A 23,447-nucleotide genomic window follows, 5' to 3' on the forward strand; every position below is an offset into this window, starting at 1 on the left:
AGCTTTTCAAGCTCTAGAGTAATATGCAACGAACTTAACAAAACTTTAGTTTTTACAAAAACTTAACAAGTTCTTTTAACGTTTGAATTTGCTTTATGTCGGAATTTTCTTCCGTTCTATAATAGTCAAAATATATTGATTGAAAGCCAGAATTTTCTGAACCTAAAATATCAGCTTCGTAATTATCTCCTATCATTACTGACCTTTCAGCGACAGCCTTGGCCTTTTCCAGAGCCTTTCTGAATATTAATCCGTTCGGCTTTTTTACTCCGGCTTCTTCCGAAGTAGTTATCGTATGAAAAAAATCTAAAATTCCAGAAGTAGTCAATTTCCTACGCTGAACATTCTCAAAACCATTTGTAATAATATGGAGCTTATATTTATTCTTCAGATATGGTAAAATCTCTAGTGTACCGGTGAGCAGGTGCGTATTTTTAGGTAAATATTCCATGTAATCTTTTGATAATCCGTAAATAACATCATCTGATGTTCTAAACTTCAAGGCGTCAAAACTGTCCTTAAGCCTTCCGTAACGGAGCATCTCCTGAGAAATCTTATCATTTCTGTACAACTCCCAATACTTCAGGTTGATCTTTATATACACTCCCAAAAATTCATCCAGGTTCAGCGGTATATCCCATTTTTTAAATATTTCTGAAAAGGTAAATCCGGAGTTTTTATCAAAATCCCACAATGTGTGATCCAAATCAAAAAAAACATGTTCAATGTTACTTAATTTCATAAATCATTTTCACTAAATTATAGTAAGTTTCCGCTTGAGCATATTCAGAGAAATCCTGATTTCTAAAAATTGCCCGAAATTCCCCTCCTACTTCACGCACCTGATTTATCGCTTTTTGAACATCTTCAAAAGCTTTTTCAGGTTTAACATCTTCAAAAATTGCCGAATTAAAAACATAAGGATGAACGAGTAATGGAGTAGTTACTTCCATGTTAATATCATAAAACAGGAAAGGCGTACATGTTCCGGCACGAAATCCCAGTGCGTCGGGATAGCCCATAGAAAAATCGTTCTTCACCTCCAGCTCCACCAGATTATTAAAATTTTCAGGCAAAGAAAGGTCGTGGCTGGAATTTAAGGAATACTCCAGTGAGCTGTGAATAATATTTTCCATTCTTAGCTTTTCTGTCCTGAGCGTTTTCATGTCCCGAACTGCGTAATAGCCAAGCAGTAATCCCACTTTGGCGTAGTCTCCCACATATTTTATAACAGATCTATAAGGGATACGATTGTGATTAATATTTCTATCGTGAATAGTAAAATCGCTTAACTGAAACATAAAGTACATCTTCAATTTATGTTCTTTTATGAGAGCTATTAGATCTTCAAATATATTGAATGGATCGTTCTTTACCTTAAAAGCCACTTTAAGACGATCAAAAACCTTGGTAAGGCTCAGCCTGAAAAAATCACGTTGCATTCCCGCAATAGTCCGGAGAATACCCTTGTTCTTGTAACCAAAGACATGCTCTACAGCTATAATAATATTAGATGAAAATTTTTTGGACTGCACCTCCATGTGTGGAAATCGCTCTGCCAGGACATCCTGAAACTTAAGCGCCCACTTATCTACTACGGGAGAGCTTAAAAAACCCTTCTGATAAGCCAGGCTTTCTACAACAGGAAAACGTTCTGCCTCATCTTTCACATGGGGGACATATTCCTCATACCTGCTCAAAAGAAAAAACGAGGATGCGAAAATATCGAAAGGCAGTGCACTGGCTTCTGAAACAGGAAAAAAGCAAACAGAATCTTCCCAGGGGAGCACCTTAATTTCAACTTCAGAAAAACCCTGCTCCATTAGAAGGTCTACCCTCTGAACAAATAATTCGTTTCCCAGGGCTTGCTTTCCATAAGATAATTTCATCCCGTCATGGGCGATAAACTCCTCTATCTTGGAGGTGAATTTTATAGATATCCCTAATATTCCCGTACAAATATGCTTGAAAATATAGATTATACGTGGTGTAATTTTTTGTGTATAAATGAGTAGCATGCAAAAAATATTATAAGATACCTTCGTCTGCGAAGCTAAAGTAGGATTTTTCAGTAACAATAATATGGTCCAGGACCTTTATATCCAGGCTTTCAGAGGCTGTTTTCATTTTTTGAGTTAGCTGCTTATCTGCCGCGCTAGGCGCCAGGTTGCCTGAAGGATGATTATGTACAAGTATAATAGCAGTCGCCCCTAATTCCAATGCTTTTCTAAGGGTAATCCTTACATCCACCAACGTACCAGTTATTCCCCCTTTGCTTAACTGAAGCTGATCCAGGACTTTATTGGAATTATTTAGGTAAACTATCCAAAATTCCTCGTGCGGTAATTCTCCTATTATCGGTTGCATCAATTCGAACACAGAATTACTGGAAGTAATCTTTTTTCTATCCAAGGCTTCCTCTACCCTACGCCTTCGCCCCAGCTCCAGGGCAGCCACTATGGTAATCGCTTTTGCTGTACCAATTCCCTTAAATTCGCACAGCTGAGGAATACCCAGCCTCCCCAGTTCACTCAGATTATTTTTTGTTGAAGCCAGGATTCGCTTACTCAGTTCCACAGCACTTTCATTCCTGTTTCCAGAACCAATAAGAATTGCTATAAGTTCTGAATCACTTAAACTTACTCTGCCCTTCTGAAGTAATTTTTCCCGGGGCCGGTCTCCCTCTGCCCAATTCTTGATACTAATTGATTCACGTTCCATGGTCATAATAGATTAAAGATAAAAAATGCATTCATTTAGACGCATTAAAACCACTGAAAATGAATTATTTATTAACCCAGGTCCTTACTTCATCAAAATCCAGCCCACCATAATTCCCACTGCTCATTAGAAGAAGTACTGAATTTTTTAGTTCCAGGTTTTTTAAAGCTGAGTGAAGCTGAGCCGGATTTGTGAAAACTTTGAGGTGAGCATTTTGAAATGCTGAATAAATTTGCTCTTCAGAAATAGAATCGAGCTTCTTTAGCTTTACCGCTTCAGGTGAATAAAACACAAAAGCTTCATCGGCAGTGTCCAGACTTCCTTCATAATGCTTTAAGAAATCAGCATTTAAACTACTGTAGGTGTGCAACTCAAGACACGCCACCACTTTACGGCTCGAAAATTGCTCTTTTACAGCTGTCGTAGTAGCTCTTACTTTAGAAGGGCTATGTGCAAAATCTTTAAATATAATAGCTGAATCAGCTTCAGCTATTTTTTCCAATCTCTTCGATGCCCCTCTAAAAGTGGCAATTGCCTCATAAAATTCAGCTTCATCAATCCCCATGTGCTGGCAAATCCATTTTGCACCAGCAAGATTGCTCAGGTTATGTTTTCCGAAGATCTCAAGAGGCATTTCCCCTTCCGGGGTGGTTACAATCGTTTTTTTATTTTCTATAGAATATTCGGGAGCGTGGTAAGGATGTTTTCTTATCGGATTCTTCGTCTCTTCCGCAATTCTTCGCAATTCTGTATCTTCTTCATTATATACCAAAATTCCACCATTCACAATTGAGTCCACAAATACTTCAAATTGTTTAACATAACCTTCATAATCAGGAAAAACATTAATATGATCCCACGCTATACCACTGAGTAAAGCAATGTTAGGCTTATACAAATGAAATTTAGGTCTAAGGTCTATTGGAGAAGACAAATATTCATCTCCTTCTATAAGAATAAAATCATTGTCTTCTGTGAGGTGTACCGAATTTTCATAACCATCCAAAGCTGCACCCACCATATAATCTATAGCTTTATCGTGATAATGCATTACATGAAGAATCATAGAGGTAATACTGGTTTTACCATGGGACCCCCCTATAACTACTCTCGTTTTATCTTTGGACTGTTCAAACAAAAATTCAGGATATGAAAAAATTTGCAGTCCAAGCTCTTTTGCCTTTTTTAATTCAGGATTATCCTCTTTTGCATGCATACCCAAAATAACAGCATCCAGATCTGAGCTAACTTTGGAAGGAAACCAGCCTTCTTCCCCTGGCAGGATACCTTTTTCCTTAAGTTTAGATCTTGAAGGTTCAAATATGGCATCATCACTACCTGATATTTCATAACCTTTATCTTTTAATGCTATTGCCAATGCATGCATGGCACTACCGCCAATGGCGATAAAATGAAGTTTCATAAGGCAAGTTTTCACAAATGTAATTTAATTTATTTTCTGAAGTAAATCTTACCGGCTAGTTTCCTCTTATGGATTAGTATTTTTTAATATTTAAAATTAATCCTAAACTCATAAAGCCCCAATCGTTCAACAACTTTTAATATATCAATAGATATCAGTCGAATTTATGGAACAAAATCCTGAAAATAAATACTTCAGAAGTTATACACCCCAATCACAGACAGTTTTTTAACAAAAAAGAATAGGAAAATGACGACATAGTATTAATGTTTGTTAAACCTAAAGTTATTTTATTCCCTATTGTTAAAAATTATTCTAATATTTGTGCTTAATTTTTTAATTGAGTTTAATCCTAAAACTAATAGTTGAACCTAACACCTAGCCTATGCAAAATTTTACTTTAGGTAACATGGGGAATTATCTTTCCTTTTTTGCCTTTATTCTATTAATTGGAACCAACTCCTATGGACAGCAGACAGATAGCTGTGGAGTAACAGACCAGAACACAGGGACTGCCGGAAACCAGCAGTATTTCTGTGACAGCCAAGAAGCTGAACTTAATGATCTCATAGTAGAGGGAACTAACATCATCTTTTACGACGACGCCAGCTATACAAATGAACTGGATGCCACGACTTTGTTGATTGGCGGAATGACTTATTATATTGAAGTAGACGGTTGTCAATCTTCTGTTACAGTAACAATTTTTAATCAACCTCAAATTCTTGGAGTTGAAGAAGATGCATTAACAAGACAATCTGAATCTTCCAATAAGCAATCGCTGGGAACAATAGAAATTTGTGTTGCTGATGTAGAAGATCCAAATATTTTTGTTTCTGACCTTAGAACAAGTGCTCCAGCAGGAACAATCCAATGGTTTCGAAGTAGTACTCCAACCGGCACACCTGAACCAATTTCTAACCCTTCAACTGAAGAGTTAGAAAACGGTGTTTACTATTATGCAGCTCGTGTTTACGAAGACCCTGCTACTTCTGACTTAAACTGTACTACTAATAGAAGTAGAACAAGGGTCCTGTTGACCGAAGTAGAAGCACCAGAGGCAGATGCAGAACAGCTTTTCTGTGCAAATGACGAACCAACTCTAGCTGACATTGTAGCTGAAGGAGATAACAGATATTATCCTACAGCGGCTTCACAAGTCGAATTGAGTGAAAACACTTTACTGGAAGACGGAACGACTTACTTTCTTTCCAACGTTGGTGTGACTTGCGAAAGTACAGATAGAACTCCTGTTAATGTGTCAGTTACAGCCGCAGATGCCGGACCAGAGAGCACAAATAATATTCTCTGTACAGCTGAAGCAGATAGTCAGTTAAATTCCACCGGGAATGCACGCGTTTATTTTGAAAGTCTTTTAATAGATGGAGTTCCGACAGGAGGAACTTTTTCTCCTTCACTTCAAAGTATAGTTGATGATTACGATGGTTCTCCTAACTCTTTCCAAACCACATATACGGCAATTTTTGAAAATGGTTGCGAGGACGAAGTGTTACTGGGAGTAAATATTGAAGAAGGACCAAATGCCGGTGATGATGTTGACACAATTTTCTGCGAGTCAGAAATTCAGACTTTGGCTGCTGAGTTTATACAAAATCCTACTCAAGATCCTGAAGAGTTTTTTGCAAGTTTTATTGGGGACAGAGATACAGGTGGTACTTTTACTGGTGAGCCACTGCAGAGTATTCTAACTCAACTTGCAACTGATACTTGGCCTATTGAGGTTAATACTATATATACTGTAGGAGAAGATGAATGCCAGGATTCAGCTGAAATCATTTTAACTATAGAAGAAACAATTGAAGCTGATGCAGGAGAAATCGAAGATTTCACATTATGTACCGGTGACGAGGCAGTTAACCTCTTTACCTATTTAAGTCTTAATCCTAATGAAAGAGGAGAGTTCACTAATGTAGCTGGTGAACTTTTAGAAGATGGGAATTTTACGCCATCTGATGTTACCACCTATACAATAACTTATACGGTTAGCGCAGACAACGAAGGCACAGCTTGTATTAGCGGCTCTGACTTTATCGAATTTGATATTACAGTAGTTAACGAAAGTGAAGCTGTTGTTCAGGATATTGCTGATTTTGACACTTGTACTCAAGCAAGCACTATCACTCTAGCCACATTGTTAGTTGGAGATACTACTACTGGTGGAACCTTCACTGTAGATGGAACACCTGCTACAACTTTTGATCCTGCAACTATGGGCGTGGGTACTTATGAAGTAACCTACACTGTGAATGGTGATGAATTAGAATGTGTGACTGGTACAGCTTCTACAACTTTTGAAATAGAAGTTACAGATGAAATCAGCGAAGCAGTTGTTCAGGATATTGCTGACTTTGATACTTGTACTCAAGCAAGCACTATCACTCTAGCCACGTTGTTAGTTGGAGATACTACTACTGGTGGAACTTTTACTGTAAACGGAACACCTGCTACAACTTTTGATCCTGCAACTATGGGCGTAGGTACTTATGAAGTAACCTACACTGTGAATGGTGATGAATTAGAATGTGTGACTGGTACAGCTTCTACAACTTTTGAAATAGAAGTTACAGATGAAATCAGCGAAGCAATTGTTCAGGATATTGCTGACTTTGATACTTGTACTCAAGCAAGCACTATCACTCTAGCTACATTGTTAGTTGGAGATACTACTACTGGTGGAACTTTTACTGTAAACGGAACATCTGTTACAACTTTTGATCCTGCAACTATGGCCGTAGGTACTTATGAAGTAACCTACACTGTTAATGGTGATGAATTGGAATGTGTGACTGGTACAGCTTCTACAACTTTTGAAATTGAAGTTACAGATGAGATCAGCGAAGCTATTGTTGAAGATATTAACGATTACCCTACTTGTACTGAAGCAGGCACAATTACATTAAGCACTTTATTAATTGGAAATACTACACCAGGTGGAACTTTCACCGTAGATGGAAATCCGGCTACTACTTTTGATCCTTCAACTATGGGCGTGGGTACTTATGAAGCAACCTACACTGTGAATGGTGACAACTTAGAATGTGTAACCGGTACAGCTTCTACTACTTTTGAAATTGAAGTTACCGAAGGTTCAAATACAGTAGCAACAATAGAACGCACTTACTGTATCTCTGAAGTTCTTGAATTAATCGACAATCCGGATAATGCTGTTTCTCTCTTCAATGATCTTTTAGAGGAAGAAGGTAATGTTGATTTAACTGGTGAATTTACACCAGATGCAGAATTAGTAGCCGCACAAATAGCCGCCTACCTTGCAAATCCAGCAACTTCTTTCCAGGAGTTTGAAACTACCTATACTGTTTCTAACGGAGGTTGTGAATCTTCTACTATTATTGAAATAACAATCATTAATGAAATAGAAGCTGAGTTAACACCGGTTGATAATCCTGCTCCAATTTGTCAGAATGCAGGTGTTCAGGATTTAACCGATTTTATTGGTGACAACCCGGACTTCGGAATTTTTGAAGGATACGAAGATGGAACATTCAATCCTGGTACAATGGGACCAGGTGAATATGAAATTACTTACTCTTTAGATCAAGAAGATATCTCCTGTGTTACAGGTTCTGCCTCAATTACTTTTACAGTAACGGTACAGGATGCTGCTTATGCAGGAATGGACGATACTTTTGCAGTTTGTCAAAATTCTGGGAGACAAAATCTTTTCTTAAGATTAGATGACGATACCGTCGACATGACTGGGAAATGGACATATAATGGATCTGTTATTGAAGACGGGATGGTAAATCCTTCACAATTTGATCCGGATACGTATGAGTTTATTTATACTGTTCCTGCAGAAAACGAATGTGGTAATGATACTTCCTCGCTTTTCTTAACTATAAGAGCTGTTCCTAGTGCAGGGCCAGATCCAGATGATGAACTGGTTGTTTGCCAGAATGAAGGAATTCAGGATTTATTTAACTTGCTTGGACAAGAAGCCGATATGGGCGGAAGATTTACTGTTAATGGTAATACTATAGCTAATGGAATGATGGATCCATCTCTATATGAACCAAATACCTATATTGTCACTTACATTGTAAGCACAGGTGATGGTAACTGTTCAGACTCAGCTAACATCACAGTAGTAGTCCTGGAATCGGCTAACGCTGGCGCAGATATGGAAGTCCCTGTTTGTTCTAACGAAGGTCCTGTTAATCTATTTGGAGAACTGTCTGCAGATGCAGATATGGATGGAACATTCACTTTAGGTGACGACACTATTACCGAGGGACTTTTTGATCCTGCCGTTTATGGTGAAGGTTCTTATGAAGTAATGTACTCCGTAGAATCTGATAATGAACTTTGCGGAACAAGCACTTCTACAATGACTGTAGAAGTAAATGCTGCTCCAGAAGCACCAACAGTAACAGATCTTACTTTCTGCGCCATAGAAGGTGCTACAGTTGCAAGTCTGAATGTTAGCGGAGATAATATTACTTACTACTCCAATGTCGAATTAACGGACGAATTAGAGCTTTCAGATTTACTTGTAGAACAGCCTTACTATGTTACCGACATGAGTTCAGAAGGTGGATGTGTTTCTGAAGCGGCTATCCTTATGGTTGCTATTAACGACGCCCCTACTCCAACAATTGACCAGACCCAGCTTGAACTATGTGTCTTCGATAATAACACTCTGGCAGACCTGAATGAAGCGATAAATGAACCTGGAGATATCAGATGGTATGCTTCTGAGGATGGTAGTGATGCACTTAGCGTTAACACTCCATTAGAAGATGGCGTTACTTATTACGCAGCCTTGTACGATGGAACTATAGAATGTGAAAGTTCACAAAGACTTGAATATACTGTACAACTTGAAGATTGCGACCTCGTATTCCCTGAAGGTATTTCACCGAATGACGACGGAAGAAACGAAAGGTTTACAGTTCGAAATATTGCAGAAAAATATCCTAATTATAGCCTTGAAATTTTCAACAGATGGGGTAACACCGTCTATGAAGGAAATGCCAATACACCAGACTGGAATGGTACATCAACCGAATCTGGTTCTCTTGGTGATGACGTGCTACCTGTTGGAGTTTATTTCTACATCGTAAATTTTAACGATGGAACTACAGCTCCAAGACAAGGAAAGATATACTTAAGTAGATAATCAGGATAAATACTAGATAGAAATGAAAAAAATAACAAAATATTTAATATTCGCAGGCATTATCCTTTTTTCTCTAAAAGGTATGGCTCAACAGGATCCGCTCTTCACTCAATACATGTATAACATGAGTGTGGTTAACCCGGCTTATGCTACCGACAATCCCGGTATGCTTAATCTTGGTGGGATTTACAGATCACAGTGGGTAGGAATTGACGGTGCACCAAGCACCGCCAATTTCTTCGCTCACACTCCGGTGAGTGAAAGAGTTGAATTAGGTTTAACTGTAGTTCATGATGAAATTGGAGGCTGGATAAAGGAAAACAACATAACCGCAGATTTCGCTTATGTTCTTCCTACAGGAGAAACCAGTAATCTCTCCTTTGGAGTGAAAGCCGGCCTCTCCACTTTCGATTCAAATACTTCTGGAATTATAGTTAATGACCCCACCGATCCTGCTTTTGAAAACATCAACGAAGTGTTTCCGGTGTTTGGTGTTGGAGCATTTTGGTTTGGTGATAACTATTACTTAGGATTATCTGCCCCAAACCTTTTTACTTCTAAACACTTAGAAAATGAACAGGGTCTTACGGCTTTAGGAGAAGAAAACATTCATTACTTCCTTACAGGGGGGTATGTTTTTGATTTAAGTCAAAACCTAAAGTTGAAACCAGCTTTTATGGCCAGAGGAGTTGAAGGTGCTCCATTATCTGTTGATGTTACTGCTAACGTGCTTTTATATGAGCGTTTGGAAGCGGGTATCGGTTACAGGTTCAATGAATCGGTTACCGGCCTGGTAAATTTTAAAATCACACCACAACTTCGTGTAGGTTATGCGTATGATTACACCACTTCTAACTTAGGTAACTACAGCGACGGAACCCACGAGATCATGGTACTATTTGATTTTGATCTATTCGGGCTTACCAAAGGATATGACAAATCACCTAGATTCTTCTAAAAACTGCATAACATGAAAAATATATATAAAACTATTTTATTAACACTAATAAGCATTTCTGCTTTCGGACAAAAATCTGAAATTAAGAAAGCTGATAAACTTTTTGTTCAACGTGCATACGTTGATGCGGCAGATGCTTACGAAGATGTTGCTGACAAAAATCAGGAAGTGCTTCAAAATCTTGGTGATTCCTATTTTTATACGAATCAAATGCAAAATGCAGCTGAAGTTTACAAACTGTTATTCCTAAGACATGAACAGAACGTCGCTCCTGAATATGAATTCAGGTTTGCACATTCCCTTCGTGCTGCTGGACAAGATGATGAGGCAGATAAATACTTTGCATCCTATTATGATAGAGAAATAGCCTTTGAAGATTTTCAGGCAAGTATAGTAGATTCAAGCAATCTTTTCATCTATGAAACAACCATGTTGGCTACAGACAATAGTACGTCTTCAGATTTTGGTATTTCTTATTTTGGGGAAGATCAGATTTCATTTGCTTCAACAAGAAACACAGCTCGTCCAATTTACCCCTGGAATAAAAAGCCCACTTTGGACCTTTATTCGGGAAATATTTCTGAAGAAGGGGAAATTAGTAATGTTGTGCTTTTTTCTGATGTAATTAATACAGACGAGCACGAAAGTTCAGCAGCATTTTCTCAGGATGGACAAACAGTTTACTTCGATCGTACTAACGAGAAAAGATTTAAGGATACCAGCGGAATAAGAGTTGCCCATATCAGCATCTTCAGATCGCAAATGGTAGACGGCGCATGGGGTGAACCTGAAAAAATTCCATTTAGCAGCGAAGAATATTCTGTAGAGCACCCGGCTTTAAGTCCCGATGGCTCGACACTTTTCTTTGCCAGCGACATGCCTGGAGGAGAGGGATCTTTTGACCTTTACAAAGTAGCTGTTAACGAGGATGGAACTTTCGGAACTCCGGAAAATCTTGGACCTGGTATTAATACAGAGCATAGAGAACAGTTTCCTTTTGTAAGTGAAAACAACACGCTTTACTTCGCTTCAGATGGCCATTTAGGTTTTGGTAATCTTGACATTTACAAATCTGAAGGAGATTATAGTGAAGCAGAAAACCTGGGAAATTCGCTTAACAGCCCATATGATGATTTTGCTTTTATCATTAAGGAAGGTGAGAAAAAAGGTTTCCTTGCTTCTAACCGAAGTGGAAACGACAACCTCTACTCGTTCACAAGAGCACAGTATATTAAGAAAACTGTGGAGATCGAAATTCCGCATGAAGACAGAATCTATTTTGCGTTCGATAAATCCAATATTACTCCTGAATATCAGCAAGTACTGGATCAAATCATCGACATTCTTAAGAGTAGTGAAGCCACCGAAATTCAGATTGCTTCTCACGCAGATGCGAGAGGTACTGATGAATATAACATGGATTTATCACAAAGAAGAGCTGAGTCTACTAAGAATTACTTGGTAGAACATGGTATAGCTGCCAGTGACATCAGCACCATAGGTTATGGTGAATCACGACCAGTGAACGATTGTACCGATGCTACCGGTTGTACTGAAGCAGAATATGCTCAAAACCGTAGAAGCGTTATTACATTCTCTACCATGGAAGAAGTTGTTGAGGAAGAGACTAAATAGTTAAATTTGGAAAGATAAATCTTCAAAATTACAAATTTCCAATTACCAACCAATTAATTAAGAAGAGCCCCGGATTCGGGGCTTTTTTTATTCCCCATTTTTAATTGGCTGAATACTATAGGTCGAAAATTGCCATTTTCAATACCTCCTAAAATATCCATTCCAGGCAGGGTTTTTTAAATAAGAGTTAATGTTTATTTATTCTAAATTTCTCTTTCTTCGGAAGAATTCTTATATAAATTTTGCTGAAACAGATCATGAAATCCCCATTTGCCAAAAAATAGCCCACATTTTAAGCTACAGAAAAACCATACTTCGATAATAGCCATTTTTGAGCAGTTATTTCCATCGTTATGATCTGTCGAAAAGATCCAGATGCCAATGCTTCAAGTTTTTCTTACGTTTTCGAACATGATTAAATGACAGACAATACTGCAGAGCGATATTTGCCATTTTCAGGCCCTCTTTATAGTATTAATTCTTCAGTGTCAGAAGAAAAAAAACTGAAAATAATTACCGAATAAGATTAAAAGAAGTTGACCATAAAAAATGGCAATTTTCGGCAAATATATGTGGCTCCTATTTCCTGAAGGATCGCAATTCCTTCTTAAGCTCTTCCATAGATTGCTGTAATTGCTGAAAGAGTCCACTTTCTGAAGGATTATCGAGATTAAAAGTAAGCTTACTGTTTACCTGCCAAAGTTCCTGAATGTCGTTCACCTTCACCTCCAAAGGCAAATACTCTTCATTTAATGAAATCAATAATAACTTAGAAGGATCAGGCAATTTTTGCAGTTTTTTGATGAGTACAGAGTCGTAAAGCACTACAACATAGACCTTATTGTTGCTTGCCTCATCAATACCACCAATCGCCTTAGCCATTACCCATTCTCCGGGTCTGTAATTAGGCAACATACTATCTCCTTCCACCTGAAAACCTCTGTAGGTGGCATTTCTGAATTCGGGGAGCGGGATATCAAATGCCGGTAATTGATTGTACCATTCCACATCCTGAACATTGTGAGGATAACCGGCTGCTGCCTTCTGGTTCACCATAAGGATATTCTCACTATCGGAGCTGTTCACAGTAATTACCTTTGGACTCACATCTCCCTTGGTAATTTGCAGGTACTTTTGACCACTGTCTCCAAAAAGCCACAGCGGATTTACTCCAAATTGCCTTAAAAGTTCGGCAACTACTTTTCCGGAAAGTTTAGTACGTCCACGCTCAATATCAGCTGTAGAATTTTTTATTCCGAGGAGGTCAGCAAATTCAGATTGTGTAAAATTGTTCTCCTCTCTTACTTCCTTAAAGTGCTTGATTTCAATTGTTGCAGGTGTTCCCATAGTCGTGCTAATTTAGGAAATAATCCAATACAATTTCTATTATGGTGGAATTTTTCCCATTTCTTAATATTATTATTAATATTTTTAAATTGAAATGGAATGACTTATCTTCTCTAAAAAATAAAAACGCTTAATTGAAAAATTACTTTAAAATGAAAAAGATCAAAATCCTATTTTTCTCTTTTTTTATCGTTTTCCTGGTATTTTCCTGTGACACCGATATAGATGATGCCGATGTAAACTTTATCATGCTGGATTTAAACAGCAACGAGGATCTTACTTTTACCAATCCTGCTTTCACACTAAATCTGTATGGTGTAAACGACACAATAACTAATGCTACTGAAGTACTACTGGCAAGTCAAAACTATGAAGTAGAAGAGCTGCCTTCCCAAATAAGAATGGAAATCCCGGAAGATCCCTATGCTCCCATTCCAGACCTAGCAGATAATAATAATGCTCGTTTTTATCTGGAAATCGAATGGGATTCTGATAACAACGGTCAACTTTGCCAGGGGGATATTGACCTTAACTACAGTATTCAAAATGTAGAGCTTATCAACATTAATCGGCGCGATCCCCAGGAGGTTATGTTGACCACGGTCCCGGAAACTGTACCTTGTGAGTAACTTACTACAGCTTTCTGAAGTTTCTAAAAAAAATCATTGGTTAAAGAAGGACATCTTCTTTTCCTTTCAATAGATATTTTGCGCGCTGCACTTCAAAACAGGCCCGCATCAGTAATTTAAAATCACCGCCCTGCAACGCTTCAGTTAAAGCTTCCATTTCGGGGATATAGCGACGTGCAAAATTACGGTCGTTCTTAATAATATCCCGGGTATTGTCTATAACATCAGCAAGTTTAATGGTTTTGGCTTCGGCACTCATTTTTGACTGTCTTGCCACCTCTCTCTCCTTCCGTTTTTTCCGGTTCAGGTGCTCATAATTTTCCTTAACATATTGATCGGTAAGCTCCTGCACCAGTCCCGCAACTTCCCGCCCAAACCTGCGTTCAATATCTTTTACAGATACGTGGGTATCTTCCACCACATCATGCAGGTAAGCAGCGCAAATCATGGCGGTGGAATGAGGAACTGTAGTCACCATCATTGCCACCCGTTTTGGATGTTCTATATAAAGCTCTTTTGTGTACTTTCGTTGTTGCTCGCCATGTGCCTGCCGCGCAAATTCAAGCGCTTCTTCTTCCATATTTTCTACTCTTTAAGATCATTTAATCGTAAATCCAGTGGCTTCGAATTATTTTGATCTTCATTCTTTCAGCAAATCACTCTTCTTCTTTTCTCAATGTACTGGTTTAAATTACAGATTTTTTTTTACTGTCGTAAAACAAGTACCTAAAAATGCCCATATTGGCTATTAAGATTAATATGAAAACTAATTTAAAGTAACGTTAAATACTTTCCTTCAGCATATGCTTTTTGTAATTTAATAAAAATTAGAAGCAATCAACTCTTCCATCTCCCCGTAATGTTGATTTGTTTAGCTGAAAAAGAAAATATTTAACTAAACTGAGAAAATTATGTTAGCAGTAAATTATCGCGGACCATTTCGTATCCGCGCCGACAAAAACCTACCCTATCCTGAAATTGAACATCCCGAAGATGCGATAGTAAAAGTACTCCGCTCCTGTATTTGTGGATCGGATCTTCATCTTTATCACGGGCTTGTTCCAGATACGAGAGTGGGAACAACTTTTGGCCATGAGTTTATAGGAGAAGTGGTAGAGACAGGATCATCTGTAGAAAATCTTAAAGTTGGGGACAAGGTGATGGTTCCTTTTAATATTGCCTGCGGAAAATGTGCATTTTGCAAACAGGAGCTGTACGGAAATTGTCACGAAGCGAATCCACAATCTACAGCCGCAGGAGGGATATTTGGATATTCTCACACCACCGGCGGTTATCATGGAGGGCAGGCAGAATATGTGCGTGTTCCTTATGCTGATGTTGGCCCAACTGTTATTCCTGAATGGATGGACCCAGATGATGCCGTTCTTTTAACAGATGTTGTTCCTACTGGCTATCAGGCTGCAGAAATGGGAGGTATCCAGGAAGGAGATACCGTTGTTGTTTTTGGTGCGGGCCCTATAGGAATTATGGCTGCAAAAAGCGCATGGTTATTTGGAGCAGGCCGTGTAATTGTAATTGACAAGCTGGATTACCGGCTGGAGTTTGTGAAGGAATATGCGCAGTGCGAAGTCTTCAACTTTCAGGAACTGGAAGATCCGGTTGTGTTCATTAAGCAACAAACAGACTCTCTGGGCGCCGATGTATGTATAGATGCAGTAGGTGCTGAGGCTGCAGGAAACAAAGTAAATTCGCTTATGGGAAGAAAGTTACTTCTTCAGGGTGGGTCTACAACCGCACTTCACTGGGCGATAAATTCAGTAAAAAAAGGAGGAATTGTCTCCATCGTAGGAGTATATGGACCGGTAGATGCGCTTGTTCCTATTGGGAATGTGCTTAACAAGGGGATAACTATAAGAGCCAATCAGGCTTCAGTAAAAAGATTATTACCTAAAATGATAGAGCACGTGAAAAACGGTGTCCTGGATCCTAAGGCGATCATTACTCACCGCATACCTTTGGAAGAAGTGGCAGAAGGTTATCATATCTTTTCATCTAAACTTGATAATTGTATTAAACCGGTACTTATCCCTCCTGCCGCCGGAATTTAAGCAAAAACAAGCCTAAACTATTAATTAAAAAGAATTGATTATGACTACAGATGAAACCAGTCCTGAAGATTTTAAAAACAATAGGGGCGGAGATCACAGCCATATAAAAGGATGGGGAATTGATATAGACCCTAAAAACGATCCCACTTACCCACTTAAAAAGCGTACAGACGAAGAGATTAAAGGTTACTCCTGGGAGCGATCGGAACAACAAGCAATCGATATAGAAGTGCTGCACTCGGTAGAGCGGCCTAATATAACAGCTGTTTTTGGTACCGCAGCACCTCCCCGTGGGCTTAGCGGAATGATTCGAAGGCATGCATTTAAGAAAAGTGAATCCAGCTTAGGACGATGGGTGCCCTTAATATTGGCAGATCGTATTGATATGGTTGAAGGAGTTCTAGATGACCTGAAACAAGGCTATATTCCTAATTTCTTTGAAGAACGCGGACTAAAATCTGAATGGAAATACAACCGTAAAAATTTCATTGTTAAAACAGCTACCGTTGCCGCTGTAGCTTCTGCAGCTGTTCTATTGCTTTCCCGAAAGAGCAAGAAGTAAATAACAGCCCTTTATTTTATTTAAAAGGTTGTAGTCTCTTATGAGCTACAACCTTTTTTTATGCTCCAAAGTTTAAACCTACTACCTAATTTTAAGTTTTTAAAAATTCATATAAACCATATTCTCAGCTTTAGAGTTGCCGGATATCAAGCTGAAACACTTTCAGCATGTAATCTTGACAAACAGTTTATCGCTTTCCGGAAGCAAACGCAGAACCAGGCTAAAGACGACCTTGATATCTTATAAATTGCATGAAATCAGAATATTAGTGATATATGATTTACATCATTTTTAGTAGGTAACTTCTATATTACCTTTATTACGGATAAAGCAGAAAATATTAACCTTTATACTGTTGTTATGAAAAATATTCTTTTTGCCACCGACTTTTCCAAGGAAGCTTACTGTGCACTCTATTATGCAACACGCCTGTTTAAAAATGAAGAATGCAAATTCTACATTTCAAATTTCTTTGGGGACAAAAGAGACACCTCTGTTTATCGTATTGTAAACGAGGAAGATTATAAACTAATTCCGCAATTAAAAGCAAAATCTCTGGAAGGATGTAAAGAAGTTATGCATAATATTGTTAGGGATTCCGGCAGAGAAAATCATCAGTTCGAGATCTTCACTTCAGATCAGGCTCTTGTTACTGCACTTCCGGCTGTAGTCATAAAAAAGAATATTGATTTTGTTGTAATGGGCACCCGCGGTCATTCTGGTGTTGTGGATGGTTTTATAGGGAGCAATACCAGTAAACTTATCGAGGAGTCGCTTGCCTGCCCCTTACTTGTAGTACCTAAGGAGAGGGACTTTACCTCACCTCAAAAGCTGGCTCTTGCCACAGAGTTCCGAAAACCTTTTTCCTCTGCCATACTAAAACCGCTTATTGAACTCGCAACATCTTTTGAATCCAGTATCTCCATCATTTATGTAGGAGAAGAGGAAGAATTAAATAAAAAACAGATAGAAAACCGCAATAACTTGAGAAAGCTTCTGAAAGGGATAGATACACATATTATCTATTTATCTTCTGATGAAGAAATTTCAAAAACGATTTCGGATTATATAAAAACCAAAGGAATTAATTTACTTTCAATGATTTATTATAAACATGAATTCTTCGAAAAAATATTTAGGGAGCCTGTGGTTAAAAAAATTGACCATCACCTCGCATTTCCGTTTCTGGTTTTACCGGAAGAAAAGTAGATTCATAGCAGCTGAATTATCAATTTTGAAACAAAAAAGCCTTGAAAATCAGATGATTAACAAGGCTTTAAGTACTCGGGACGGTAGTGTTGCCAAACAATTTAATTCCGTTTCCGACATCAACAAAAACCAGTATAAGCTTAATAAAATCAATAGCTCGCGGCACTATGTTGTCCCAAAGTAAGTTGATATGGAGTGCTTTAAATTCTTTTAAATTGATCCCTTGCGTACAATTTGCGTACAACAAAAATGAATATGTCTTATCTTTATATTTATTGAATATATTCCTTATGGCTACAATATATTTTCTTTACCGTTCCAGGAAGCAACATGCTCCACTTACAGTGCGCCTACAAGATAATGATAAGAATAACAAAAAGTTTCAATTTGAAGCTAAATCAGAGCTGGAGGTTACAAAAGAGTATTGGAAAACTATAAGGCATAAAAAGCGGGGCGTAGATGCAGTTGACAAAAGAAAAATAGCCGAAGTTAATTCAAAGCTATCCGAATTAGAAAAATTTCTTCTTTCTAAGTATAAAGAGCAAAAACCCAAACCTGAACAGAAATATTGGCTTAAAGAAATCCTTAATGATTTTTACAATCCCGAGGAAGATGAACATGAAGAAATTAAAAGTGATTTAATAACAGATTGTATTCAAGAAGTAATAGACAATGCTCATACCCGAGAAAATGCTCGAGGAGGCCTGGGAATATCTATAAGCAGGGTTAAATCCTATAAAAATCTTTTGAACATTTTTAAAAAGTACCAGGGCCGTAAAAAATATCGGGTGAAAGATGTAGACATCAAATTTGGCAGACAGTTTTTGGATTGGCTGCTCAGTTCACAAAATTATTCTGAGGGTTATGCAAGAAAAAAAATTGATGATCTCAAATCAGTTTGTGCGGATGCCGAAATAAATGGTTTAGAAGTTAGTCATCAACTTAAGAAGGTTAAAGGAGGAAAAACAAAAAATGACTTCATCATATATTTAACTCCAAAAGAACTTCATAGAATTGAGAAGGCCGAATTAGAATCTGAAAGTCTTAAAAATATTAGAAAATGGCTTTTATTAGGATGCAATATTGGTCAAAGAGGAGGTGATCTACTTCGACTATCGAAAGATAATTTTATCACAAGAAATGGTTTGGAATTAATTGAACTGAAACAACAAAAGACAGGTAAAAATGTTACTATACCTGTGCTTCCCACCACTAAAGAAATTTTAAAGGAAGGACTCCCCTACACCATAGCCCTTCAAAATTTTAATAACGATTTAAAAATTCTATGTAAAACGGCTGGAATAAATTCACTTACAGAAGGAGCAAAAATTGTTATGCTTGATGAAAATGGAGAAATACTTGAAAAAGACGAAAAAGGCCGGTATAAAAAGAAAGGCACTAAAAGGAAAATAACTGGCACTTTTCCCAAACACGAATTGATTACTTCTCACGTATGTCGCAGGACTTTTGCAACTAACCAATACGGTATAATTCCCACACCATTATTAATGAGAATCACCGCACATAGTACTGAAAAAATGTTTTTAGGATATATAGGTAAATCTGCTATGGATAGCGCTCAACAAATAGCTGACTTATACGAAAAACTGGCGGCTAAAAATTAACTCTACTTAAATGGAAATATTGTGAATCATATCAATCTAAAAATATGAAGCCGAAAAATATTGAATATAACCAGTTACAGCTACCAATTTTAAAGTTATGCTCCTTAAAGGAATTTCTGGAAATCGATATCAATTCCTCATTTTACGATTTTTATTTTAAGAAAGCCCACGGAAGGTATTTTAAGATTAATATGGAAATATTTATGAGTGATCTATATTACGATATTCTAATCTTCATCAATAACTATAAAGTTTTGCCCTACCAGGTTAAGGCCTATTTCAATACTACTTATAAAAGACCTCTTCTCTATAATGGAGTACCATTACAAACAAAAGAAAAATACCATTTCCTATTATTTGAAGCTATTGTTCAGCAAATAACAGGAGTCTTGGCTGTCGATAAAAATTTACCGAGCTTACCCATACAAAGTCAAGCTCATCTACTTCCTGAATATGATTTTATTCAAGCTTTTCATAATAAATTGGAGGAATTTCATACTCCGGAGAAGGATAATATTATCACCGAATTTTTCACCTTCCATAATCCGTTACCAAAATATTCCCAACAGGACACATTAGATTTCAAAAAATCTATTCTCAGCCTTGATAAACATTATAAAGTAAATAGTATTTTACAAGAGCGGGAATTGAAAAATTTACAGCAGCAAAATAAAATTCAGTGGATGGGTACTCCTCTCGAACTGGCCGAGTTGATTAAAGCACTTATCGAAGCAAAAAAAATTAATGGTGGATCTGAAAAGCAAGTATTTGATTTTCTTCAGCTACTATTTACTTTACCTTTTGATAAGCGTGAAAAACTTCAATCTATAAGAAAACGTTCGACAAACTTAACGCCGTTACTTCACGAGTTGGAATTCCATTTGAAACAATGGATAAACCGATCTTAACTTAAGAAAAAGTTAAAGTTATGGCGTACTAATGACATGGTATGCCGCTAGTATGCCACTAGATTTTATTGATTTGCATTGTAATTCAAAAACACAATGTAATGAAAAAAGTTATCCAACTACACCAGACCACCCCTGAAGAATTAGTAAATGTCATTCTACTTGGCGTGAAGGGAGAAATTGAAACCCTCAAGAAAGAATTTCGTCCAAAAGAACCGGAAGAATACCTAACCAGATCTGAAGTTTCTAAAATGCTTAAAATTGACCTTTCCACTGTACACCATTGGACTAAGCGTGGCAAACTGAAACCCTATGGATTGGGACGGCGTGTGTACTATAAGCGAAGTGAAATTGAACAGGCACTTATAGATTTAAGCCCGATCCATTAGAACCGATCTCTCAATCCACTTATAAATTTTATTCCTATGAACGGATACGAATTTTCAAGGGCGTGGTTTGATTTCAGTTTTAATCATCCCAACAAAGTTAAACCCATACATACCGCTATTTACTTTTTTGCTATAGAACGCTGCAATAGGTTAGGCTGGAAAGAAACATTTGGCTTCCCTACCGATCTGGCTATGGAAGCTTTGGGAATTAAAAATTATAAAACCTATATCCGGGCGCTTGAAGACCTGGTTGACTGGCAATTTATTAAATGGATCCAGAAAAGCAAAAACCAATACACCTCCAACATTATTGCTTTGGTAAAAAACACCAATGCACCACCTAAAGCATTGGACAGGGCATTGCACAAAGCAGTGTCCGGACATTGTACTAAGCAAGTCCATAACATTGCTAGTATAGATAAACAATTAAACCTTAAACTAAAAAACCTTAAAACTTTAAATAAAAAAGAATTTCTAAAAGTTGATAAATCTGAAATTCCAGAAAACTATCTGGGATATTTCAACTGGGCACTTAAATTTCAGCAACTCTTTTTAAAAAATTTAAAAAATAAAGGCGCACCAACAAAAAAAATAGACCAGGCGAGATTCGAGGATTGTTTGACGCCTATTCGATTGATGCTGGACAAAGATGGTGTTTCAGAAGAACAACTTCAGCTTGCTTATGAGTTGCTAAATGGTTCTGAAGAATTCTGGAAAGGAATAATCCTAAGCACCCACAAACTCAGGGAGAAAATTGGACAGTTGATCGCCCAGGGAAATAAGCCGATGAGACTTAGAACGATGGAGTTACAGGTTCAGCATAAAATCCAGAGTTATGACTAGTAATCAGTTTCCAGATATTATATCAAAGTCAGTTGGAAAAAATAGGCAACCTGACTTTAAACGAACTCTGGTCAGCAAACAGGTGTTCTGGAATTTATTTCGTGCTCAGTATCCCGAATTCCAAATAACGGAGGAAAACCAACACATAATTTTCAGCATTTTCCGGTATTTTTTACAACAGCAAGATTTTAATGAATTTGGTATCATAAAAAATAAACCGGGACTTGACAAAGGCTTGTTGGTCTTTGGTGATTATGGCGTAGGGAAAACCACACTCTTTGATGCCATTCATCACATTGGAAGAAAAATTCTTGACCAGACCCGAAGCACACAACTTTGGTTCCCAAAGATCTCAACAGTTAACCTTCTTACCAGGTATTACGAATCGCAACAGAATAAAAACAGCAATTTTAAACTGGAAGATTATTATCGCGGAAAACTGTACCTGGATGATGTGGGTAAAGAAGACAAAGCTTATAATCGGGAAGAGATCATCGGAAAATTGCTTTTTGAAAGACACCGCAAGAAATTAAAAACTTTTGTGACCACCAATGAAAAACCTTCGGCTATAGCAAAACGGTACGGACATCATATCGGTGATCGATTACCGGAAATGTTCAATATCATTAAATGGGAAGGGAAAAGCTGGCGAGAATGATTGGTACTCAAAAGTTCTCACCACATTTTCCACGCCTTCGCAAAAGCTACAGCTTAGGAAAAAGAGGTTCGTCCGAACAGCGGATTCTGGAGTAAGTCAAAAAAAGGTTGATTGTTTAATCGTTGAACATAAAACCTGAATTGGATTTTAAAAATTTTATTAAACCTATTAACTTTTTTGACTTACCCCCTCAAGATATTTTAGCCCTAAAAGATTCAAGGAAAAAGTAGTCAAAGATGAATTTTAGAAAATTTTAAAGGAGTTCCAAGGCTGATCATTAAGCACTTGATTTTTGTGATTTAGTGATGTGGAAAAGCTATTTAAATTTTAGTAGCGAAGCGGATGGAATTTGAATAGCAAGAGGGTAACCTGCTAAAGCAAGGTTACAATTTTCAAATTCCTGATATTCAATTATTTATGATTTTTAATATTTAAAACCCTGGTGCATAAATAATTAAGATCATTTGTTAGCTACTGAAAACAGGGAAATAATCTACTGTACATAGTGGATACTATTAAACCACAATTTGATTAAAAACACTGTTATTCAGACACTTATAAATTAATAAAAACACATAATAAAATGATCGATGGAGCAAAAACCAGCTCTTTGGTCTGAAGAAGCCCAACAGCAAAGAAAAAAAATACTGTAATGGAAACAAATAAAGATAGAAAAACCCTGTTTTCTGCCATTAGTATTAATCGTATCACGGCAGCACGATTTCGTAAGTTTTCGAAAAATATAGCTCCCTCTCATTCGGAAAGCCTGGATGATATGATGGACTTTTTTGAAGTCACAAAGATTCATCCTAGGAGTCCAATTTTTAGGCACTATATCGGGCTTTATAATTATGTAATTGGCCGATTGGATTTTATTGTTGCCCTGCTCAGGGAACAAGAAGATAAATATCATAAGCCTACCTATAATATACTTGCCGGACTTTTTCAGAAAGCCGAAATTATAGAAGCTAAAACAAAACCTCTAGAAGAAAATAATGTTCGAAGACTTACTCGGGAGCAATGGGAATTGGAAGATGATAGGTTTTCCCTACAAGACTATAATTCAATCAAAGATGCTCAGAAAAAGGATCGGGAGGAATTTAAAAAGATGCTATTAAAGATTATTGATGGAATAGAAAAAGTGAATCCAACCTTTGGGAAGCCATACCTTAAATTAAATATAGATGTTTCTGAACTACATATTATGAAGAGAAAGTATGAATGAATGGTTTAAATTTAAAAAATTAAGTAGGATGCGCCCTATGCTGTTTTTACTTGACGCTTAACTTCCCATACGCTATAAAAACAGC

At 37.3% G+C, this 23,447-nt stretch carries 19 protein-coding genes; 13 read left to right on the plus strand and 6 right to left on the minus strand.

The annotated features are described in order from the left end of the window. Positions 1–52: 52 nt before the first annotated feature. The 4 genes from RM541_RS00690 to RM541_RS00705 all read right to left on the minus strand — a co-directional run bounded on the left by RM541_RS00690 (position 53) and on the right by RM541_RS00705 (position 4,144). Positions 53–742 (minus strand): YjjG family noncanonical pyrimidine nucleotidase, encoded by a 690-nt coding sequence (locus RM541_RS00690; RefSeq protein WP_311498313.1) that lies wholly within the window; start codon positions 740–742, stop codon positions 53–55. Beyond that, positions 729–2,018, minus strand: a complete 1,290-nt coding sequence (locus RM541_RS00695) for a polysaccharide deacetylase family protein (RefSeq protein ID WP_311498314.1) — start codon at positions 2,016–2,018, stop codon at positions 729–731. Before RM541_RS00695 ends, RM541_RS00690 begins: the two co-directional genes overlap by 14 nt. A gap of 10 nt (positions 2,019–2,028) precedes the next feature. Beyond that, the gene (gene radC, locus RM541_RS00700) at positions 2,029–2,721 is read right to left on the minus strand and encodes a RadC family protein (RefSeq protein WP_432264653.1); all 693 of its coding nucleotides are present in this window, start codon (positions 2,719–2,721) and stop codon (positions 2,029–2,031) included. A gap of 64 nt (positions 2,722–2,785) precedes the next feature. Next, positions 2,786–4,144, minus strand: coding sequence for a UDP-N-acetylmuramate--L-alanine ligase (locus RM541_RS00705; RefSeq protein WP_311498316.1), 1,359 nt, complete (start codon positions 4,142–4,144; stop codon positions 2,786–2,788). A gap of 385 nt (positions 4,145–4,529) precedes the next feature. Between RM541_RS00705 and RM541_RS00710 the strand changes: the two genes are divergently transcribed. Genes RM541_RS00710 through RM541_RS00720 form a run of 3 tightly spaced genes read left to right on the plus strand, consistent with a single transcriptional unit; the run spans position 4,530 to position 11,898 of the window. Then, positions 4,530–9,305, plus strand: a complete 4,776-nt coding sequence (locus tag RM541_RS00710; protein ID WP_311498317.1) for a T9SS type B sorting domain-containing protein — start codon at positions 4,530–4,532, stop codon at positions 9,303–9,305. 22 nt (positions 9,306–9,327) lie between these two features. After that, on the plus strand, positions 9,328–10,263 hold the full coding sequence (locus RM541_RS00715; protein WP_311498318.1) for a PorP/SprF family type IX secretion system membrane protein: 936 nt from the start codon (positions 9,328–9,330) through the stop codon (positions 10,261–10,263). 12 nt (positions 10,264–10,275) lie between these two features. After that, positions 10,276–11,898: an OmpA family protein gene (locus tag RM541_RS00720; protein WP_311498319.1), complete on the plus strand. Its 1,623-nt coding sequence runs from the start codon at positions 10,276–10,278 to the stop codon at positions 11,896–11,898. Positions 11,899–12,477: 579 nt separating this feature from the next. On the opposite strand, the gene RM541_RS00725 is transcribed toward RM541_RS00720, so the two are convergent. Continuing rightward, positions 12,478–13,245, minus strand: coding sequence for an XRE family transcriptional regulator (locus tag RM541_RS00725; RefSeq protein ID WP_311498320.1), 768 nt, complete (start codon positions 13,243–13,245; stop codon positions 12,478–12,480). Between the two features lie 152 nt (positions 13,246–13,397). On the opposite strand from RM541_RS00725, the gene RM541_RS00730 reads away from it, so the two are divergent. After that, complete coding sequence (locus RM541_RS00730) at positions 13,398–13,874, plus strand: hypothetical protein (protein ID WP_311498321.1); 477 nt, start codon at positions 13,398–13,400, stop codon at positions 13,872–13,874. Positions 13,875–13,914: 40 nt separating this feature from the next. Here RM541_RS00730 and RM541_RS00735 read toward each other — a convergent pair whose 3' ends face one another. Continuing rightward, the gene (locus RM541_RS00735) at positions 13,915–14,454 is read right to left on the minus strand and encodes an HD domain-containing protein (protein ID WP_311498322.1); all 540 of its coding nucleotides are present in this window, start codon (positions 14,452–14,454) and stop codon (positions 13,915–13,917) included. Positions 14,455–14,785: 331 nt separating this feature from the next. Here RM541_RS00735 and RM541_RS00740 point away from each other — a divergent pair, with 331 nt between their 5' ends. From RM541_RS00740 to RM541_RS00780, 9 genes are all read left to right on the plus strand, one after another. Continuing rightward, complete coding sequence (locus RM541_RS00740; protein ID WP_311498323.1) at positions 14,786–15,943, plus strand: zinc-dependent alcohol dehydrogenase; 1,158 nt, start codon at positions 14,786–14,788, stop codon at positions 15,941–15,943. Between the two features lie 40 nt (positions 15,944–15,983). Beyond that, complete coding sequence (locus tag RM541_RS00745) at positions 15,984–16,505, plus strand: hypothetical protein (protein ID WP_311498324.1); 522 nt, start codon at positions 15,984–15,986, stop codon at positions 16,503–16,505. A 360-nt stretch (positions 16,506–16,865) separates the two neighbouring features. Beyond that, positions 16,866–17,714 (plus strand): universal stress protein, encoded by an 849-nt coding sequence (locus tag RM541_RS00750; RefSeq protein WP_311498325.1) that lies wholly within the window; start codon positions 16,866–16,868, stop codon positions 17,712–17,714. Positions 17,715–17,800: 86 nt separating this feature from the next. After that, entirely contained in the window at positions 17,801–19,339 is a 1,539-nt protein-coding gene (locus RM541_RS00755) for a tyrosine-type recombinase/integrase (RefSeq protein WP_311498326.1), read from the plus strand. 191 nt (positions 19,340–19,530) lie between these two features. Continuing rightward, entirely contained in the window at positions 19,531–20,247 is a 717-nt protein-coding gene (locus tag RM541_RS00760; RefSeq protein ID WP_311498327.1) for an RteC domain-containing protein, read from the plus strand. 101 nt (positions 20,248–20,348) lie between these two features. Then, a complete protein-coding gene (locus tag RM541_RS00765; RefSeq protein ID WP_311498328.1) occupies positions 20,349–20,636 on the plus strand; it encodes a helix-turn-helix domain-containing protein in 288 nt (95 codons plus the stop codon). A gap of 36 nt (positions 20,637–20,672) precedes the next feature. After that, positions 20,673–21,479, plus strand: a complete 807-nt coding sequence (locus RM541_RS00770; RefSeq protein ID WP_311498329.1) for a phage replication protein O — start codon at positions 20,673–20,675, stop codon at positions 21,477–21,479. Next, positions 21,472–22,137 (plus strand): P-loop NTPase family protein, encoded by a 666-nt coding sequence (locus RM541_RS00775; protein ID WP_311498330.1) that lies wholly within the window; start codon positions 21,472–21,474, stop codon positions 22,135–22,137. The genes RM541_RS00770 and RM541_RS00775 overlap by 8 nt, the downstream gene beginning before the upstream one ends. Before the next feature lie 652 nt (positions 22,138–22,789). Continuing rightward, on the plus strand, positions 22,790–23,362 hold the full coding sequence (locus RM541_RS00780) for a BfmA/BtgA family mobilization protein (protein WP_311498331.1): 573 nt from the start codon (positions 22,790–22,792) through the stop codon (positions 23,360–23,362). The last annotated feature ends 85 nt before the right edge of the window (positions 23,363–23,447 follow it).

Origin of the sequence: Autumnicola psychrophila (assembly GCF_031846645.1) — a bacterium.
In the GTDB taxonomy this organism is placed as follows: domain Bacteria; phylum Bacteroidota; class Bacteroidia; order Flavobacteriales; family Flavobacteriaceae; genus Autumnicola; species Autumnicola psychrophila.

Bases quoted from the DNA above. Each gene is read 5' to 3' on its own strand.
- RM541_RS00690 (WP_311498313.1), bottom strand. From the start codon at position 742: ATGAAATTAAGTAACATTGAACATGTTTTTTTTGATTTGGATCACACA.
- RM541_RS00695 (WP_311498314.1), bottom strand. From the start codon at position 2,018: ATGCTACTCATTTATACACAAAAAATTACACCACGTATAATCTATATT.
- radC (WP_432264653.1), bottom strand. From the start codon at position 2,721: ATGGAACGTGAATCAATTAGTATCAAGAATTGGGCAGAGGGAGACCGG.
- RM541_RS00705 (WP_311498316.1), bottom strand. From the start codon at position 4,144: ATGAAACTTCATTTTATCGCCATTGGCGGTAGTGCCATGCATGCATTG.
- RM541_RS00710 (WP_311498317.1), top strand. From the start codon at position 4,530: ATGCAAAATTTTACTTTAGGTAACATGGGGAATTATCTTTCCTTTTTT.
- RM541_RS00715 (WP_311498318.1), top strand. From the start codon at position 9,328: ATGAAAAAAATAACAAAATATTTAATATTCGCAGGCATTATCCTTTTT.
- RM541_RS00720 (WP_311498319.1), top strand. From the start codon at position 10,276: ATGAAAAATATATATAAAACTATTTTATTAACACTAATAAGCATTTCT.
- RM541_RS00725 (WP_311498320.1), bottom strand. From the start codon at position 13,245: ATGGGAACACCTGCAACAATTGAAATCAAGCACTTTAAGGAAGTAAGA.
- RM541_RS00730 (WP_311498321.1), top strand. From the start codon at position 13,398: ATGAAAAAGATCAAAATCCTATTTTTCTCTTTTTTTATCGTTTTCCTG.
- RM541_RS00735 (WP_311498322.1), bottom strand. From the start codon at position 14,454: ATGGAAGAAGAAGCGCTTGAATTTGCGCGGCAGGCACATGGCGAGCAA.
- RM541_RS00740 (WP_311498323.1), top strand. From the start codon at position 14,786: ATGTTAGCAGTAAATTATCGCGGACCATTTCGTATCCGCGCCGACAAA.
- RM541_RS00745 (WP_311498324.1), top strand. From the start codon at position 15,984: ATGACTACAGATGAAACCAGTCCTGAAGATTTTAAAAACAATAGGGGC.
- RM541_RS00750 (WP_311498325.1), top strand. From the start codon at position 16,866: ATGAAAAATATTCTTTTTGCCACCGACTTTTCCAAGGAAGCTTACTGT.
- RM541_RS00760 (WP_311498327.1), top strand. From the start codon at position 19,531: ATGGAAATATTTATGAGTGATCTATATTACGATATTCTAATCTTCATC.
- RM541_RS00765 (WP_311498328.1), top strand. From the start codon at position 20,349: ATGAAAAAAGTTATCCAACTACACCAGACCACCCCTGAAGAATTAGTA.
- RM541_RS00770 (WP_311498329.1), top strand. From the start codon at position 20,673: ATGAACGGATACGAATTTTCAAGGGCGTGGTTTGATTTCAGTTTTAAT.
- RM541_RS00775 (WP_311498330.1), top strand. From the start codon at position 21,472: ATGACTAGTAATCAGTTTCCAGATATTATATCAAAGTCAGTTGGAAAA.
- RM541_RS00780 (WP_311498331.1), top strand. From the start codon at position 22,790: ATGGAAACAAATAAAGATAGAAAAACCCTGTTTTCTGCCATTAGTATT.